The following is a 14,494-nucleotide window of genomic DNA, read 5'->3' as shown; positions in this document are numbered from 1 at the left end:
GATGAGTTGATGGTAAACTTGTTTGATATAAATCAATTATTCGTATGAGCCTATGATCCCGGAAAAGAAACCTGGCAGACGTATTCAGAGCGGTGGCTGTGCAATTCATTGCCAGGATTGCAGCATCAGCCAGCTCTGCATTCCCTTCACTCTGAACGACAATGAACTCGATCAGCTGGACAGCATCATCGAGCGCAAGAAGCCTATCCAGAAGGGTGAAGAGTTGTTCAAGGCCGGCGATGAGCTCAAGTCGCTCTACGCCATCCGTTCCGGGACCATCAAGTCATACACCATCACCGAACAGGGTGACGAGCAGATCACTGCCTTCCACCTGGCTGGCGATCTGGTCGGCTTTGACGCCATCCACAAGCAGGCGCACCCCTCCTTCGCCCAGGCGCTGGAAACCGCCATGGTGTGCGAGATCCCGTTCGACGTGCTCGACGATCTCTCCGGCAAGATGCCGAAGCTCCGCCAGCAGATCATGCGGCTGATGAGCAACGAGATCATGGGCGACCAGGAGATGATCCTGCTGCTCTCCAAGAAGAATGCCGAAGAGCGCCTCGCCGCCTTCCTGCACAACCTGTCGGTGCGCTTCTCCGAGCGTGGTTTCTCCGCCAAGGAGTTCCGCCTCTCCATGACCCGCGGCGACATCGGCAACTACCTCGGCCTCACCGTCGAGACCATCAGCCGCCTGCTGGGCCGCTTCCAGAAGTCCGGTCTCATCAGCGTCAAGGGCAAGTACATTACCGTACTGGATCACGTCGCCCTCGGTGTCATGGCCGGTGCAACCCGCCCCCCCTGCGGTTAAGCTTCCTCTCTCTGGTGCCGGATCGGTTTACCCCGAAATTTGATCCGGCACACGTCCCCCCTTCTCCTCCTGAGCTAAGCTGTAATGGCTAAAGGTCTGCCATCATTGGTATTTTTGCCAAGGAGGAGGAGAACATGGTCAAGTACCGAAAAATTCTGGTGGTCATCAACCCGGAAGAAGAGCGGCAAATCGCCCTCGAACGTGCGGTCAAGGTAGCCGAGCTGGATGAAGGCGCCCAACTGACCCTGTTGCTCACCATTTACGACTTCTCGTATGAAATGACCGCCATGCTGTCGGTGGATGAGCGGGAAGAGATGCGCCACGGAGTGATTGCCCAGCGCCGCGAATGGCTCGACGACATTCTCAAACCCTACCGCGCCCGAGGACTGGATTGCGAGATCAAGGTGGTCTGGCACAACCGTCCCTTCGAATGCATCATTCAGGAAGTGCTGGAGCAGCGCCACGATCTGGTGGTCAAAGCCACCCACCACCACTCCTTCCTGCAAACCTTCATCTTCACCCCCACCGACTGGCATCTGCTGCGCAAGTGCCCCTGCCCCGTGCTGCTGGTGAAAGAGGGTCATTGGCAGCGGGGCGGCAACATCATCGCCGCCATCAATTGCTCCAGCGACGATCAGGATCAGAAGCTGCTCAACGAGCGGATCACCGAAGAGGGGATCGCCATCGCCGAGCTGCTCGGCTCCAACCTCTATCTGGTCAACACCTATCCGGGCACCCCGGTCAACGTGGCCATCGAGCTGCCGGAGTTTGACCCCAACGCCTACAACGACGCCATTCGCAAACACCACGAGAGTCTGCTGCTGAGCCACGCCGACAAATACGGCATCGGCCATCTCTGGACCCGGGTGGCGGAAGGCCTGCCCGAAGAGGTGCTGCCCGATCTCGCCGGCGAGCTGCAGGCCACCCTGATGATCATGGGGTGCGTCGGCCGCACCGGGCTCTCCGCCGCCCTGCTCGGCAACACCGCCGAACACGTGGTGGATCGTCTCGCCTGCGACATGCTGATCCTCAAGCCCGCCGATTACAGCTGCCCGGTCGATAGCCGCCGTCCAGCATAAGCCTTTCTTGCCCTCCCCCGGGACATGGCTATAATAAGCCGCTTATTTTTGTCCCGGGTTTCAGGTCATGCTAGAAGAGCTTAACGCCAAAGAAAAATACAGTTTCAACAAACTGCAGAAGCGCCTGCGGCGCAACGTAGGTCAGGCCATCGCCGACTTCAACATGATTGAAGAGGGTGACAAGGTCATGGTGTGCCTGTCCGGCGGCAAGGACAGCTTTGCCATGCTCGACATTCTGATGAGCCTGAAGGCCAGCGCCCCCATCCACTTCGATCTGGTTGCAGTCAACCTGGATCAGAAGCAGCCCGGCTTCCCCGAGCACGTGCTGCCCGAATACCTGACCACCCTCGGCATCGACTTCAAGATCGTCGAAGAAGATACCTACGCCATCGTCAAGGAGAAGGTGCCGGAGGGCAAGACCACCTGCGCACTCTGCTCCCGCCTGCGCCGCGGCATTCTCTACCGCACTGCCCAGGAGCTGGGCTGCACCAAGATTGCCCTTGGCCACCACCGCGATGACATCCTCGAGACCCTGTTCCTCAACATGTTCTACGGCGGCAAGCTCAAGTCCATGCCGCCCAAGCTGGTGAGCGACGATGGCAAGAACGTGGTGATCCGCCCGCTCGCCTACTGCAAGGAGAAGGACCTGGTGCGCTACGCCGAGGTCAAGGCCTTCCCCATCATCCCGTGCAACCTGTGCGGCTCCCAGGAGAACCTGCAGCGCCAGGCCATCAAGCAGATGATGCAGGAGTGGGATCGCCGCTTCCCGGGTCGTCTCGAGACCATGTTCACCGCCATTCAGGATGTGATCCCGAGCCACCTGCTCGATCACAAGCTGTTTGACTTCAAGAGCATCAACCGCGACTCCGGCATCATCGACGGCGGCGACAAGGCGTTTGATCCGCCCGAGCTGCCCAAGGCGCCGCTGTTGGACATCGACGAGATGGACATGCTGGACGTCATTGAGGTGCGCTAAGCCCACCTCAGCCATAAAAAAGGAGCGCCTGGCGCTCCTTTTTCATTTTTATGTCGGCCACCCTCGGTAGCGGCTCAAGATGGGCTAGCCCTTGTGCAGCCAGGGAGTCAACCGCAGGATCTCCCCCTGCAGCTGCAGCTTGCCCTCGGCAAACGCCGCCAGCTGGGCGTTACTCAGCAGCAATTGTCCCTCCTGCCAGGGCAGTGGCAGCTGGCGAGCACCGTCGATGAGGTAGGCGGTGCCGCTTGGCTGCACCAGGCTGACCCTCACCCCCGTCATCTCGGGCAGGAAATATTTGCCAACCATGCCGGCCAGCTTCTCCAGCAGGCTCTGCATGTCGTGCTGGCGGCCCGTCAGCTCGCTCACCTTGAGCTCCCACCGACTGTCTGCCAGCGGCGGCACATCCGCCATCACCTGTACCGACAGATCGCAGGCCTCATGGGGCTCGGTGAGCCCCACCACCACGGTCGCCTTGTCGAGATTCAGATCGTCGTCATAGGGCAGCCGCAATTCGCTGTCGATGGTCACCTCGGCCGCCACGTCCCGATCCAGGGTCGAGACCCGGGCCGAGGTGAGCAGGCAGCGCCGGCCATTTTGCTGATCGGTCAGATAAAAGCCCAGCCTGGCGTGACCAAACTCCCCTTTGGCGAAGGTCTTCATCTGGCTGTAGAAGGTGCCGTACTGCAGCTCAAGGGAGGGCTGCGCCACTGCCAGCATGGGCACCATCAGCAGCGCGGCCGCCATCCCGTATCGATTGTTCATATGCCATCCTTTTGCATCACGCATCTGTACGCGCCGCTATCTGTTGCTGTTGTCTGACGCCCTGCATGCCCGTCAGGCGTTGAAATGATCGGGGCCCTGGCTCACCTCGGTCACTTCGACCGCCACCCCGCACAGATCCCGGTAGAGGATCCCCTTGCAGTTGAAATAGAGCGGTGCCACCCAGATAAGTCCCAGCCCCATGGGGATCAGCGCCAGGAAGAACAGCGCCATCATGACCCCGTGCAGCAGCACTATGCTGGGCCAGCCGCGGGCAAACAGGCGCAGGGAGACCAGAATGGCCTGCACCGGCGACAGGCCGCGCTCCAGCACCAGCGGCACGGTAAACACCAGCCCCATGCCGATCAGGGCCGACGGAATGAAGGCCAGCATCACCGGCAGACCCAGCAGTTCGAACAGCGGGCCGAACAGGCTGGTGATGAGGCTGCCGAGCAGACTCAGGCTGCCAAGACGCAGGAAGTGGCGAAAGAAGTCGAATACCTGGCTTGGCCGGGCACGGACCCCCACCGACTGCTGCAAACCCAGCATGTCGAGGGAGGAGGTCATGGGCGACATGATGATGGTGATGAGCAGGCTCAGCACCAGGGCCACGTCCATCCCCCCTTCCTGATTGACATAGGGAGCGAGCAGGGTGTTGCTCAGCAGCATCCAGATGGCCGTCACCCCGACGATGGCCAGCAGCAAGCCGAATCCGGTGCGCCGCGTCTGTTGCCAGCTCTCCTGCAATACCCCCTTGAGGTCGAGACGATATCCCTGGCTCAGGGACTGTTCGAGGGAACCACCTATCCGCATTTTGTTACTCAATTGACTATCCAACATCCGAAAAACTGCTATTCAGGGAGCACATTATAGCGATTTGACCCGGCATGCGTAGCCGTTTTTCCCGCGCGGCTGCGCTCAAAAAGCCTTTGATTTCATCAGCCCCCATAGTCCAGGCCAGGATCCCCTCCTTGGCCGACGGCAACCAGGGGCGTAGGATGCCAGGCGACAGTGCGGATTTTTTTGCGCGTCCCGCCCTACCCGGGATCACAGGGGTACGCGCTTCACAAGGAGATGTTCATGTCTGATTTGACCCTCTATCTTGCGCCCGGTACCTGCGCCATGGCCGTGCGTATCGCCCTCACCGAAGCCGGTGCCCCTCACCGGATCAAGCAGCTGGATCTGGCGGCCGGCGAGCAGCGCTCCCCTGCCTATCTCGCTATCAACCCCAAAGGCCGAGTGCCGGCTCTGGTGACCGAGCGGGGCGTGCTCACCGAGACGCCGGCCTTGCTGCTCTATGTGGCGCAGCGTTTTCCCAATGCCGGGCTGGCGCCGTTGAACGACCCCTTCCTGCTGGCTAGGATGCAAGAGGTACACGGCTTTCTTGCCGCCACTGTGCACGTCGCCCATGCCCATGGCCGGCGCGGCAGTCGCTGGGCCGATGACCCGCAGGCCATCGCCGCCATGCAGGCCAAGGTACCGCACAACATGCGCGAGGGCTTTGCCGAGATTGAACGCCATTATCTGGCCGGCCCCTGGGTGCTGGGGGAACGGTTCAGCCTGGCCGACATCTACCTGTTCGTGGTGGCGAGCTGGCTCGAGGGCGACGGGGTGGCCATCAGCGAGTTTCCCAAGGTAGCGGATCACTATCGGCGCATGCTGGCACGCCCCGGCGTGCAGCAAGGGCTCGCCCTTTAATCCTCTCGTTGCAGGTGCCAGTGCTCTTCTGGCACCTGTTTTTCCCCGCTTTCCCCTCGCCATTGAGATCGTTTTCACATTTCTGCCATCTCTTGGTGGATCAAAACCGCCTGAGCGCCTATCTTCCAATTCATGACGCAACCGGTTGCGTAACCGGTTGCCTAGCTAACATCAGATACGCGGGCATAGCCTGCCGAGGTGCTGTATGAAACGAGGCGTACTGCTCAATGCTCCCCTGAGTGCCCTGGTGGCACGGATGGGTCACACCGACGAGATCACCGTCTGCGATGCCGGCCTGCCCATTCCGGCAGGCCCGGAGCGGATCGATCTGGCGCTGATGGCGGGGACGCCGAGCCTTGAAACCGTGCTGACCGCCCTGCTCACCGACCTGGTGGTGGAGAAGGTGATCATGGCAAGCGAGATCAAGCAGATCAGCCCCGCTGCCCATCAGACGCTGGTGGATCAGCTGGAGGCGCACGCCGCCGCCCAGGGCAAGCCCATCACCATCGAATACTGCCTGCACGAGGAGTTCAAAACCCGCTCTCGCCAGAGCAAGGCCATCGTGCGCAGCGGCGAGGTGACCCCCTACGCCAACCTCATTCTCTGCGCCGGTGTGGCGTTTTAAATTCCCAAGGAAGCAGCTATGAGCAACGCCAATATGCTCCCCTCGCCCATTCTGGCTCTTTCCGGGATCGTCAAGACCTTCCCCGGGGTGCGCGCCCTCGATGAGGCGGGCCTCAAGGTCTATCCGGGCCAGGTGATGGCCCTGCTCGGCGAAAACGGCGCCGGCAAGTCCACTCTGATGAAGGTACTGACCGGCATCTACCAGGCCGATGCGGGCAACATCAGCTATCGCGGCCAGCCGGTTCACTTCAAGGGCCCCCGCGACTCCCAGGATCAGGGGATCAGCATCATCCACCAGGAGCTGAACCTGCTGCCGGAATTGTCGATTGCCGCCAACATCTTCCTCGGCCGCGAACCCCGTACCCGTTTTGGCAGCATCGACCACAAGCAGCTGCGCGAACGGGCAAGCACCCTGCTGGCACGACTTGGCGTCAAACACGGCCCGGATACCCGGCTCGGGGATCTCTCCATCGGCGAACAGCAGATGGTGGAGATCGCCAAGGCGCTGTCGTTCGATGCCAGCGTCATCATCATGGACGAGCCCACCGATGCCCTCACCGATACCGAGACCGAGCAGCTGTTCGTGGTTATCCGCGAGCTGCGTGAGCAGGGCTGCGGCATCGTCTACATCTCCCATCGCTTGAAGGAGATCTTCGAGATCTGTGATCGGGTCACCGTGCTGCGCGATGGCAAGTGGATCGGCGAGCAGGCGGTGAGCGAGCTCGACGAAGACGGGATCATCGAGATGATGGTGGGTCGCCGGCTGGAAGAGCAGTACCCGCGCCTCGCCCGCGAGCTCGGCCCGGTCAGCCTGCAGGTCAAGGATCTGGCCGGTCCCGGCGTGCGCGGAGTGAGCTTCTCCCTGCGTCAGGGTGAAATTCTGGGCTTCAGCGGCCTGATGGGCTCCGGCCGCACTGAGCTGATGAAGCTCATCTACGGTGCCAGCCCCATCAGCGCCGGTGACATTACCGTGGATGGCCACGCACTGGTCCCCAAGAGCCCGGCCGATGGCCTGGCCGCCGGCATTGCCTACATCTCCGAGGATCGCAAGGGCGATGGCCTGGTGCTGGAGCTGTCGGTGCGCGAAAACATGAGCCTGTGCGCCCTTGGCGAGTTCATCAGCCACGGCAAGATTGACGGTCAGGCCGAGCGCCAGGCGGTGGGCGACTATGTGCGCCTGTTCAACATCAAGACCCCGAGTCAGGATCAGCTGATCAAGCTCCTCTCCGGCGGCAACCAGCAGAAGGTGGCCATCGCCAAGGGGCTGCTGACCAGGCCCAAGGTGCTGATCCTGGACGAGCCGACCCGCGGCGTCGATGTCGGCGCCAAGAAGGAGATCTATCAGCTCATCAACCAGTTCAAGAAGGAGGGGATGAGCATCATCCTGGTCTCCTCCGAAATGCCGGAAGTGCTCGGCATGAGTGATCGCATCATGGTGATGCACGAAGGGCGCATCAGCGCAGAATTCAACACCCGCGATGCCAATCAGGAGAAGCTGATGGCAGCGGCAGTCGGTAAACAGTGGCAAGCAGAGCAAGAGGCAGCACAATGACAACCCAAACCCTTTCCCGCCGCGGCGTCATGAGCAAGGCCTGGTGGATCGAGAACAAATCCCTGGTGGCGCTGCTGGTGCTGATCGGCGTGGTCTCCTTCCTGAGCCCCAACTTCTTCACCGCCGACAACCTGCTCAACATCCTGCGTCAGACCTCGGTCAACGCCATCATGGCGGTCGGCATGACGCTGGTCATCCTCACCGCTGGCATCGATCTGTCGGTCGGCTCGGTACTGGCCCTGTGCGGCGCCCTGGCCGCCACCATGGTCGCCATGGAGCTGCCCATTGCCCTGGTGATCCCCCTCACCCTGGGGGCCGGCGCCCTGCTTGGCGGCATCAGCGGCCTCATCATTGCCAAGGGCAAGGTACAGGCCTTCATCGCCACCCTGGTCACCATGACCGCCCTGCGCGGCGTCACCATGGTCTATACCGAGGGGCGCCCCATCTCCACCGGTTTCAGTGACGGCGCCGATCACTTCGCCTGGCTGGGTACCGGTTACCTGTTCGGTCTGCCGGTGCCCATCTGGCTGATGGCCATCGTCTTCCTGCTGGCCTGGTTCATGCTCAACCACACTCGCCTGGGTCGCTACATCTATGCCCTGGGCGGCAACGAATCGGCCACCCGCCTCTCCGGCATCAATGTGGACCGGGTGAAGCTCGCGGTGTATGGTCTGTGCGGCATGCTGTCGGCACTGGCCGGGCTCATCGTCACTTCCCGCCTCTCCTCCGCCCAGCCGACCGCTGGCATGGGGTACGAGCTGGATGCCATCGCCGCCGTGGTACTGGGTGGCACCAGCCTGATGGGGGGCAAGGGCCGCATCATGGGTACCCTGATCGGAGCCTTGATCATCGGTTTCCTCAACAATGCCCTCAACCTGCTCGACGTATCGTCCTATTACCAGATGATCGCCAAGGCCAGCGTGATTTTGCTCGCCGTGATGATCGATAACAAAAGCAAGTAAGCACACACAAGGAATGAAATGATGAAAAAGCTCAATACCCTGCTCGCTGCCGCCATCATGTCCGTGCTGGGCACCGCCCAGGCCGCCGATCACACTCTGGCCATGGTGGTCTCCACCCTCAACAACCCCTTCTTCGTCACCATGAAGGAAGGGGCCGAAGCCAAGGCCAAGGAGCTTGGCTACGAGCTGGTGGTGCTGGACTCCCAGAATGACCCGGCCAAAGAGCTCTCCAACATGGAAGATCTCACCGTGCGCAAGGTCAACGCCATCCTGATCAACCCGACCGATTCCGAAGCGGTGGGCAACGCCATTCGCCTCGCCAACAAGGCCAACATCCCGGTGCTGACCCTGGACCGCGGCGCGGCGCAGGGTGACGTCAAGGCCCACATCGCCTCCGACAACGTGGCGGGTGGCAAACTGGCCGGCGATTTCATCACCCAGAAGCTGGGTGCCGGTGCCAAGGTGATCCAGCTGGAAGGGATCGCCGGTACCTCCGCCGCCCGTGACCGCGGCGAAGGCTTTGCCCTAGCCGTGGCCGCCAACAAGCTGGAAGTGCTGGCCTCCCAGCCCGCCGACTTTGACCGCACCAAGGGTCTGAACGTCATGGAGAACCTGCTGGCCGCTCACCCGAGCGTGCAGGCGGTGTTCGCCCAAAACGACGAGATGGCGCTGGGTGCCATCCGCGCCGTGCAGGCCGCCGGCAAAGAGGTGATGATCGTCGGCTTCGACGGCACCGACGATGGCAAGGCCGCCGTGGCCAAGGGTAAACTGGCCGCCACCGTGGCCCAACAGCCCGCCCTGATCGGCGCCATCGGCGTGGAAACCGCCGACAAGGTGCTCAAGGGCCAGCCGGTGGAAAAATCCATCCCGGTTCCGCTGCAAGTGGTCAGCAAGTAAGTTGACGGGGGGAGGTTCGCCTCCCCCTTTTCACTCAAGCTTTACGGTGCCTCCCGGCCTGGATCCGGCTTTCGTGTCCATGCCAAGATGCATCAGGAGTACTCAACATGAATCGTCTCGTCGTTCTGGGCAGTGTCAATGCAGACCACGTGCTGCGCGTTCCCCACTTTCCTCGCCCGGGTGAAACCCTGACCGGCCACAGCTATCAAGTGGTGCCCGGTGGCAAGGGCGCCAACCAGGCGGTGGCCGCCGCTCGGCTAGGTGCTGAAGTCTCCTTTATCGCCCGCATCGGCGATGACGCCATCGGCCACCAGATGAAGACCGGCTTTGCCAAAGACGGCATCGACGTGAGCGCCGTCGAGCTCGACCCCAAGCTCCCCACCGGCATTGCCATCATCTATGTGAGCGATGAGGGGGAGAACAGCATCGGTATCTCCGCCGAAGCCAACGGCGCCCTCACCCCGGCCGTGGTGAAAAGCCATGAAGCGATGCTCGCCGCCGCCCACACTCTGCTGCTGCAGCTGGAAGTGCCGCTGGAGAGCGTGCTGGAAGCCGCCCGCCTGGCCCGAGCCCACGGCACCCGGGTGGTGCTCAACCCCGCCCCCGCTCGCCCGCTCTCAAGCGAGCTGCTGGCACTGGTCGACCTCATTACCCCCAACCAGACCGAAGCCGAGCTGCTGACCGGCGTCAAGGTCACCGACGAGGCGAGCGCAGCCGAGGCGGCTGCCCGCTTCCACCAGATGGGCATCGGCGAGGTGATGATCACCTTGGGGTCGCAAGGGGTCTATTGCAGCAAGGGGCAGCAACAAGCGCTCATCCCGGGTTTTAGGGTCAAGGCGGTGGACACCACGGCGGCCGGCGACACCTTCAACGGCGCCCTGCTGGCGGCTGAGCTCGCCGGCGCCGACTTTGACGCCGCCGTACGCTTTGCCCACGGCGCCGCAGCACTCTCCGTCACCCGGTTTGGTGCCCAGAGCTCCATCCCGAGCAAGCAGGAGGTCGACGCCTTCCTGCTTGAGCAGACTGCGCAGGGGCACTGATGGCCAATATCAAGGAGGTGGCGGCGCTGGCGGGGGTGTCGACCACCACCGTCTCCCACGTCATCAACGAGACCCGTTTCGTCGCCGAGGAGACCCGCGAGCGGGTCTTCAGTGCCATGCGCGAGCTCAACTATGCCCCGAGCCTGGTGGCCCGCAGCCTCAAGGTGAAGGAGACCAACAGTATCGGCATGCTGGTCACCACCTCCAGCAACCCCTTCTTCGCCGAGGTGGTGCGCGGGGTGGAGCGTTATTGCTTCGAGCAGGGCTACAACCTGATGCTGGGCAACACCGAGGGCCAAGCCGAGACGGCGCTCTCCTACCTCAAGATGATGCTGCGCAAGCGGGTCGACGGCCTGCTCATCATGTGCAGCGAGGGGCAGCAGGAGGTGTTCAACCAGCTCGACTGGCTCAAGAGCCTGCCAGTGGTGGTGATGGACTGGGGGATGGAGAGCGCCGACGTGGACCTCATCGCCGACAACTCCCATCGTGGCGGCTACCTGGCGACCCGCCACCTGCTGGGGTTGGGTCACACCGCCATCGGCTGCATCACCGGCCCCCACAGCCGCGCCCCCGCCAACCAGCGTCAGGCGGGCTTCGAGCAGGCGATGCAGGAGGCCGGGCTCACCGTCAACCCACAGTGGGTCCAGGAGGGTGACTTCGACTGCGCCAGCGGCCACCAGGCGATGACCCGCCTGCTGGCGCAGCCCGAGCGCCCCAGCGCACTGTTCGTCTGCAACGACATGATGGCGATGGGGGCCATCAGCGCCGCTCATCAGGCGGGACTGGTGATCCCGCGCGATCTCTCCATCGTCGGCTATGACAACGTGGCACTGGCCGAATTCATGTCGCCGCCGCTCACCACCGTCAATCAGCCGAAAGAGGAGCTGGGCCGCCTCGCCGTCACCCGGCTGCTGGCGCGCATCAATGGCGAGGCGGTGGCGGATCATCTGATCACCGTCGACCCAGACCTGGTGATCAGGGATTCCTGCGCCCCCCGCCCCTGACATTCACCTGCAATACCTGCAATAAAAGCGCAAGGCGACCCTGGGGTCGCCTTGCTGCGTGTTGTCTCTGGCCGGTTCAATACCACTCTTTGTGCTCAGGCCAGCTGCCTTGCCTCACCGCCCGCCAGCACCTGCAGTTGCACCAACCCCAGTCGCCGGGCCAGCGGCTGCAACAGCTCGCTGTGCTCTGCGTCATCTGGCAACCAGTAACGGACAGGCCAGCCGGCCGCCAGCTGGGCCGGGGTGGCGCTGCCAATGTCTCTGAGCGCCAGGGTGCAACCCTGCTGCCGCAACCCCGCCAGCAAGGCTGCATCCGGCTGCAACATCGGCACCAGCAGCACCAGCGGCCTGCGGGAGGAGTCCGGCAGATAGGCCACGACATGGGCCAGCTGGGCCTGGTTGTCGAGCGGGAGCAACAACGCCCGCCCATCGGCATGCTGCGCCTCGTGCGCTTGCAGCAGCCGGGCCAGCACGGGCCCCAGCACGCCGCACTCCTGCAGCCAGCGCATCTGGCAGGGCGCCCCCTGCTCACGCCAGTAGAGCGTCATTTGCCACAGGTCGTTGCCCTGCCCGTCCGTCAGCCCCTGCAACGCCACTCGCAGCGGCGCAGGCTCGTGCCCGGCCAGCCAGTCGCGCAGCTGGTGAAGCTGATGCTGACTCAACTGCAACTGCTGCAGCATGGCCGGCTCGAACCAGCAGATGTCCCCCTCCTGGCTGCGTTTGGCCTGATTGAGGGCCAGGATGGCCTGATCCAGCAGCCGGCCGGCATCTTGCTGCTGCGCCTTGGCCACCCCGAGCCGACAGGCCAGATCGAAGCTGCACTCCCGGGTCACGAACTCGAAATGGAGCAGGTTCACCAGCTCATGAATGCGAGTCTCCAGCGCGCCATCCGCACGGGTCAACACCACTGCAAACTCGTCGCCACCGAGCCGGTAGGCATGGCCACCGTGTGCCTGCTGCAGCTTGTCGGCCACCGTCTGCAACAGCCGATCTCCGACCTGATAACCGAGCAGATCATTGACCTGCTTGAAGCGCTTGAGATCGAGCACCACCAGGGCGCTCGCCTCGCCGGCATGCAGGGCGCGGGAGAGCTGCTCCTGCAGGGCACGGCGGTTGCCAAGCCGGGTCAGGGGATCGAGCAGGGCGAGCCGGCGATTCGCCAGATTGGCGCGAATGAGGGCAGCCACCAGGGCGCCGCCGGTCAGCAACAGGATCAGTTGCCAGATCTGCAGCCAGAACAGGCTGCTGCGGATCTGGCTGACCGAGCGCTCCCGCTCCTGGCCGGAGAGGATCTGATCCCCTATCTGCTCGATGAGGTGGGTCTGGCTGGTGATCGTCTCCTGCAAGCGAGCAAGCTCGGCCCCCTCGCGCAGCGCACCGGCCTCCATCTGGGGTTCGAGCTGCTTGATCTGCTCGAACAGTCTGGCCAGCGCCTTGCCAAGCCCGTGCCGCTGGCGCGCCTCGGCGGTTTCACTGCTGATGAGGAAGATATCGAGCCGGTTCCACAGCAGATCGTAATCGAGGCTCAGGGTCTCCATCGTCAGCCGGCCGGCCCGATAGAGCTGCAGATCGTAGAGGAAACGCTGGGATTCGAGCATCACCTGGCTGATGTTCCAGTGGATATTGCGGTAGAAGGTATCGACCAGCTGCTCCTGGCGATGCTGCAGATAGAGGCTGCTGCCCGAGGAGAGCAGAAACAGCAGCGACACCGCAACCAACAGCAGTTTGTGGCGGGATAGCCCCATCAATCGACGATCTCGATGCGGGTCACCTGCCACACCATGCAGTTGTGGATGGCGGGCACGTCCAGCTTGGGATAGGTGGTGAACGGAATGAGCAGCCAGAGCGGCCCCTTGTTGCGCCGGGTCAGCGGCTTGCCGTCCTCCTGGCGCGCCAGGGTCAGCGGCACGCCGTCGAACAGGGCCAGATCCACCACCTGCTGATAGCCGTTGAGGGCCGAGACGGCGATCTTGCGGGCATCCAGGATCCCTTGCGCCGCCAGCACGGCCGCCAGGGTCGGCCCGCGATAGTGGTGGGCGCCCTGGGTCCAGGGGGTGGTGGTGGTGAATTCGGTCTGCGGCAAGGCGGACAGGGCCGCCTCATCGAGGGTCACTTGCTGGCCACTTGGCAGCACCAGAGTCATCAGGGGGATCGAGGCCGATGCGCCGGCACTGGCCAGCATCAGGAGGAAAAAAGCGATCCATTGCTTTACTGCGGTCATGGTAATTTGCGCCAACTGCGTCCCATTTTTTGTGGCTGCCAGTGTGGCGATTTCACCGGTTCATTGCAACTGTCCAGTCGCACAATAGCTCAGGGACCGCGCATCTCCATCCAGTTGTGGCCCTCGATCTGCGCTGGTTGGTGGACGCCACAGCTTTGCAGCAGCTCATCCACGTAGGCCGGCACCAGCAACGAGGCCGGACCGTAGCGCTTCTCGTCAAACTGGCTGCCCACTTCGCTCGGTTCGAGGTTGAGCTCGATGGTGTGGGCTCCGTTCAATCCCGCCTCGTGCACGAAACCGGCCGCCGGATAGACGGCGCCCGAGGTACCGATGGAGATGAACAGATCGCACTGGGCCAGCGCGCTGTAGATGCGATCCAGCCCGAGCGGCATCTCGCCGAACCAGACCACGTGCGGGCGCAGCGGCTGGGGAAACTGGCAGCAGGTGCACAGCTCCTCCTGCTGCAGATCGCCGCGCCACTCGATCACCTGGCCCGAGCCCGGGCAGCGCGCCTTGAGCAGCTCCCCGTGCATGTGAATGAGGTTCTTGCTGCCGGCGCTCTCGTGCAGGTTGTCGATGTTCTGGGTCACCAGGGTGACGCAGCCCGGCAGCAGGCGCTCGAGCCTGGCCAGCGCATAGTGAGCCGGATTGGGGTGGATGTGGGGTTGCTGCAGTTGGTGGCGGCGGGAGTTGTAAAAGCCCTGCACCAGGGCGGGATCCCGTGCGTAGCCCTCCGGCGTCGCCACGTCTTCGACCCTGTGATCTTCCCACAGACCGTCACAGGCGCGAAAGGTCTTGATGCCCGACTCGGCCGAGATGCCGGCACCGGTAAGAATGACGATGTGTTTCGCTGACTGCACCATGACTGACTCCC

At 63.0% G+C, this 14,494-nt stretch carries 15 protein-coding genes; 10 read left to right on the top strand and 5 right to left on the bottom strand.

What is annotated here, in order from left to right; all coding sequences use genetic code 11:
• Positions 1-52: 52 nt before the first annotated feature.
• From E5E97_RS15765 to ttcA, 3 genes are all read left to right on the top strand, one after another.
• Positions 53-808: an FNR family transcription factor gene (locus tag E5E97_RS15765; RefSeq protein WP_005300768.1), complete on the top strand. Its 756-nt coding sequence runs from the start codon at positions 53-55 to the stop codon at positions 806-808.
• Between the two features lie 134 nt (positions 809-942).
• The gene (uspE, locus tag E5E97_RS15760) at positions 943-1,887 is read left to right on the top strand and encodes a universal stress protein UspE (protein ID WP_005300766.1); all 945 of its coding nucleotides are present in this window, start codon (positions 943-945) and stop codon (positions 1,885-1,887) included.
• A gap of 67 nt (positions 1,888-1,954) precedes the next feature.
• Positions 1,955-2,863: a tRNA 2-thiocytidine(32) synthetase TtcA gene (ttcA, locus tag E5E97_RS15755; protein WP_011706151.1), complete on the top strand. Its 909-nt coding sequence runs from the start codon at positions 1,955-1,957 to the stop codon at positions 2,861-2,863.
• Positions 2,864-2,947: 84 nt separating this feature from the next.
• Here the strand turns inward: ttcA and E5E97_RS15750 are convergent, their stop codons facing one another.
• Together E5E97_RS15750 and E5E97_RS15745 are read right to left on the bottom strand one after the other, a co-directional pair.
• The gene (locus tag E5E97_RS15750; RefSeq protein WP_171280535.1) at positions 2,948-3,625 is read right to left on the bottom strand and encodes a DUF2987 domain-containing protein; all 678 of its coding nucleotides are present in this window, start codon (positions 3,623-3,625) and stop codon (positions 2,948-2,950) included.
• A 72-nt stretch (positions 3,626-3,697) separates the two neighbouring features.
• Entirely contained in the window at positions 3,698-4,435 is a 738-nt protein-coding gene (locus tag E5E97_RS15745) for a hypothetical protein (protein WP_029303065.1), read from the bottom strand.
• A gap of 267 nt (positions 4,436-4,702) precedes the next feature.
• Between E5E97_RS15745 and E5E97_RS15740 the strand changes: the two genes are divergently transcribed.
• From E5E97_RS15740 to E5E97_RS15710, 7 genes are all read left to right on the top strand, one after another.
• Positions 4,703-5,320 (top strand): glutathione S-transferase family protein, encoded by a 618-nt coding sequence (locus E5E97_RS15740; RefSeq protein WP_171280534.1) that lies wholly within the window; start codon positions 4,703-4,705, stop codon positions 5,318-5,320.
• 205 nt (positions 5,321-5,525) lie between these two features.
• Positions 5,526-5,945 (top strand): D-ribose pyranase, encoded by a 420-nt coding sequence (rbsD, locus tag E5E97_RS15735; RefSeq protein ID WP_171280533.1) that lies wholly within the window; start codon positions 5,526-5,528, stop codon positions 5,943-5,945.
• A gap of 18 nt (positions 5,946-5,963) precedes the next feature.
• A complete protein-coding gene (gene rbsA / locus E5E97_RS15730; protein WP_171280532.1) occupies positions 5,964-7,496 on the top strand; it encodes a ribose ABC transporter ATP-binding protein RbsA in 1,533 nt (510 codons plus the stop codon).
• Entirely contained in the window at positions 7,493-8,458 is a 966-nt protein-coding gene (gene rbsC / locus E5E97_RS15725; RefSeq protein WP_011706157.1) for a ribose ABC transporter permease, read from the top strand. The genes rbsA and rbsC overlap by 4 nt, the downstream gene beginning before the upstream one ends.
• A 21-nt stretch (positions 8,459-8,479) precedes the next feature.
• Complete coding sequence (gene rbsB / locus E5E97_RS15720) at positions 8,480-9,355, top strand: ribose ABC transporter substrate-binding protein RbsB (RefSeq protein WP_010634030.1); 876 nt, start codon at positions 8,480-8,482, stop codon at positions 9,353-9,355.
• A gap of 107 nt (positions 9,356-9,462) precedes the next feature.
• Positions 9,463-10,395: a ribokinase gene (gene rbsK, locus E5E97_RS15715; RefSeq protein WP_024945246.1), complete on the top strand. Its 933-nt coding sequence runs from the start codon at positions 9,463-9,465 to the stop codon at positions 10,393-10,395.
• On the top strand, positions 10,395-11,399 hold the full coding sequence (locus E5E97_RS15710) for a substrate-binding domain-containing protein (RefSeq protein WP_171280531.1): 1,005 nt from the start codon (positions 10,395-10,397) through the stop codon (positions 11,397-11,399). The genes rbsK and E5E97_RS15710 overlap by 1 nt, the downstream gene beginning before the upstream one ends.
• Positions 11,400-11,494: 95 nt before the next feature.
• Here E5E97_RS15710 and E5E97_RS15705 read toward each other — a convergent pair whose 3' ends face one another.
• From E5E97_RS15705 to cobB, 3 genes are all read right to left on the bottom strand, one after another.
• Positions 11,495-13,144, bottom strand: coding sequence for a diguanylate cyclase (locus tag E5E97_RS15705; protein WP_171280530.1), 1,650 nt, complete (start codon positions 13,142-13,144; stop codon positions 11,495-11,497).
• On the bottom strand, positions 13,144-13,620 hold the full coding sequence (locus tag E5E97_RS15700; RefSeq protein ID WP_171280529.1) for a hypothetical protein: 477 nt from the start codon (positions 13,618-13,620) through the stop codon (positions 13,144-13,146). The genes E5E97_RS15705 and E5E97_RS15700 overlap by 1 nt, the downstream gene beginning before the upstream one ends.
• An 89-nt stretch (positions 13,621-13,709) precedes the next feature.
• A complete protein-coding gene (gene cobB, locus E5E97_RS15695) occupies positions 13,710-14,483 on the bottom strand; it encodes a Sir2 family NAD+-dependent deacetylase (RefSeq protein WP_102988812.1) in 774 nt (257 codons plus the stop codon).
• Positions 14,484-14,494 lie beyond the last annotated feature (11 nt).

The organism is Aeromonas sp. 2692-1, from assembly GCF_013085505.1.
Classification (GTDB): domain Bacteria; phylum Pseudomonadota; class Gammaproteobacteria; order Enterobacterales; family Aeromonadaceae; genus Aeromonas; species Aeromonas hydrophila.
This window is presented reverse-complemented; position numbering and strand designations above follow the sequence as displayed.

What these genes read in the sequence shown, in the direction of transcription:
- E5E97_RS15765 (WP_005300768.1), top strand. Translation starts at nt 53, where the DNA reads ATGATCCCGGAAAAGAAACCTGGCAGACGTATTCAGAGCGGTGGCTGT.
- uspE (WP_005300766.1), top strand. Translation starts at nt 943, where the DNA reads ATGGTCAAGTACCGAAAAATTCTGGTGGTCATCAACCCGGAAGAAGAG.
- ttcA (WP_011706151.1), top strand. Translation starts at nt 1,955, where the DNA reads ATGCTAGAAGAGCTTAACGCCAAAGAAAAATACAGTTTCAACAAACTG.
- E5E97_RS15750 (WP_171280535.1), bottom strand. Translation starts at nt 3,625, where the DNA reads ATGAACAATCGATACGGGATGGCGGCCGCGCTGCTGATGGTGCCCATG.
- E5E97_RS15745 (WP_029303065.1), bottom strand. Translation starts at nt 4,435, where the DNA reads ATGCGGATAGGTGGTTCCCTCGAACAGTCCCTGAGCCAGGGATATCGT.
- E5E97_RS15740 (WP_171280534.1), top strand. Translation starts at nt 4,703, where the DNA reads ATGTCTGATTTGACCCTCTATCTTGCGCCCGGTACCTGCGCCATGGCC.
- rbsD (WP_171280533.1), top strand. Translation starts at nt 5,526, where the DNA reads ATGAAACGAGGCGTACTGCTCAATGCTCCCCTGAGTGCCCTGGTGGCA.
- rbsA (WP_171280532.1), top strand. Translation starts at nt 5,964, where the DNA reads ATGAGCAACGCCAATATGCTCCCCTCGCCCATTCTGGCTCTTTCCGGG.
- rbsC (WP_011706157.1), top strand. Translation starts at nt 7,493, where the DNA reads ATGACAACCCAAACCCTTTCCCGCCGCGGCGTCATGAGCAAGGCCTGG.
- rbsB (WP_010634030.1), top strand. Translation starts at nt 8,480, where the DNA reads ATGAAAAAGCTCAATACCCTGCTCGCTGCCGCCATCATGTCCGTGCTG.
- rbsK (WP_024945246.1), top strand. Translation starts at nt 9,463, where the DNA reads ATGAATCGTCTCGTCGTTCTGGGCAGTGTCAATGCAGACCACGTGCTG.
- E5E97_RS15710 (WP_171280531.1), top strand. Translation starts at nt 10,395, where the DNA reads ATGGCCAATATCAAGGAGGTGGCGGCGCTGGCGGGGGTGTCGACCACC.
- E5E97_RS15705 (WP_171280530.1), bottom strand. Translation starts at nt 13,144, where the DNA reads ATGGGGCTATCCCGCCACAAACTGCTGTTGGTTGCGGTGTCGCTGCTG.
- E5E97_RS15700 (WP_171280529.1), bottom strand. Translation starts at nt 13,620, where the DNA reads ATGACCGCAGTAAAGCAATGGATCGCTTTTTTCCTCCTGATGCTGGCC.
- cobB (WP_102988812.1), bottom strand. Translation starts at nt 14,483, where the DNA reads ATGGTGCAGTCAGCGAAACACATCGTCATTCTTACCGGTGCCGGCATC.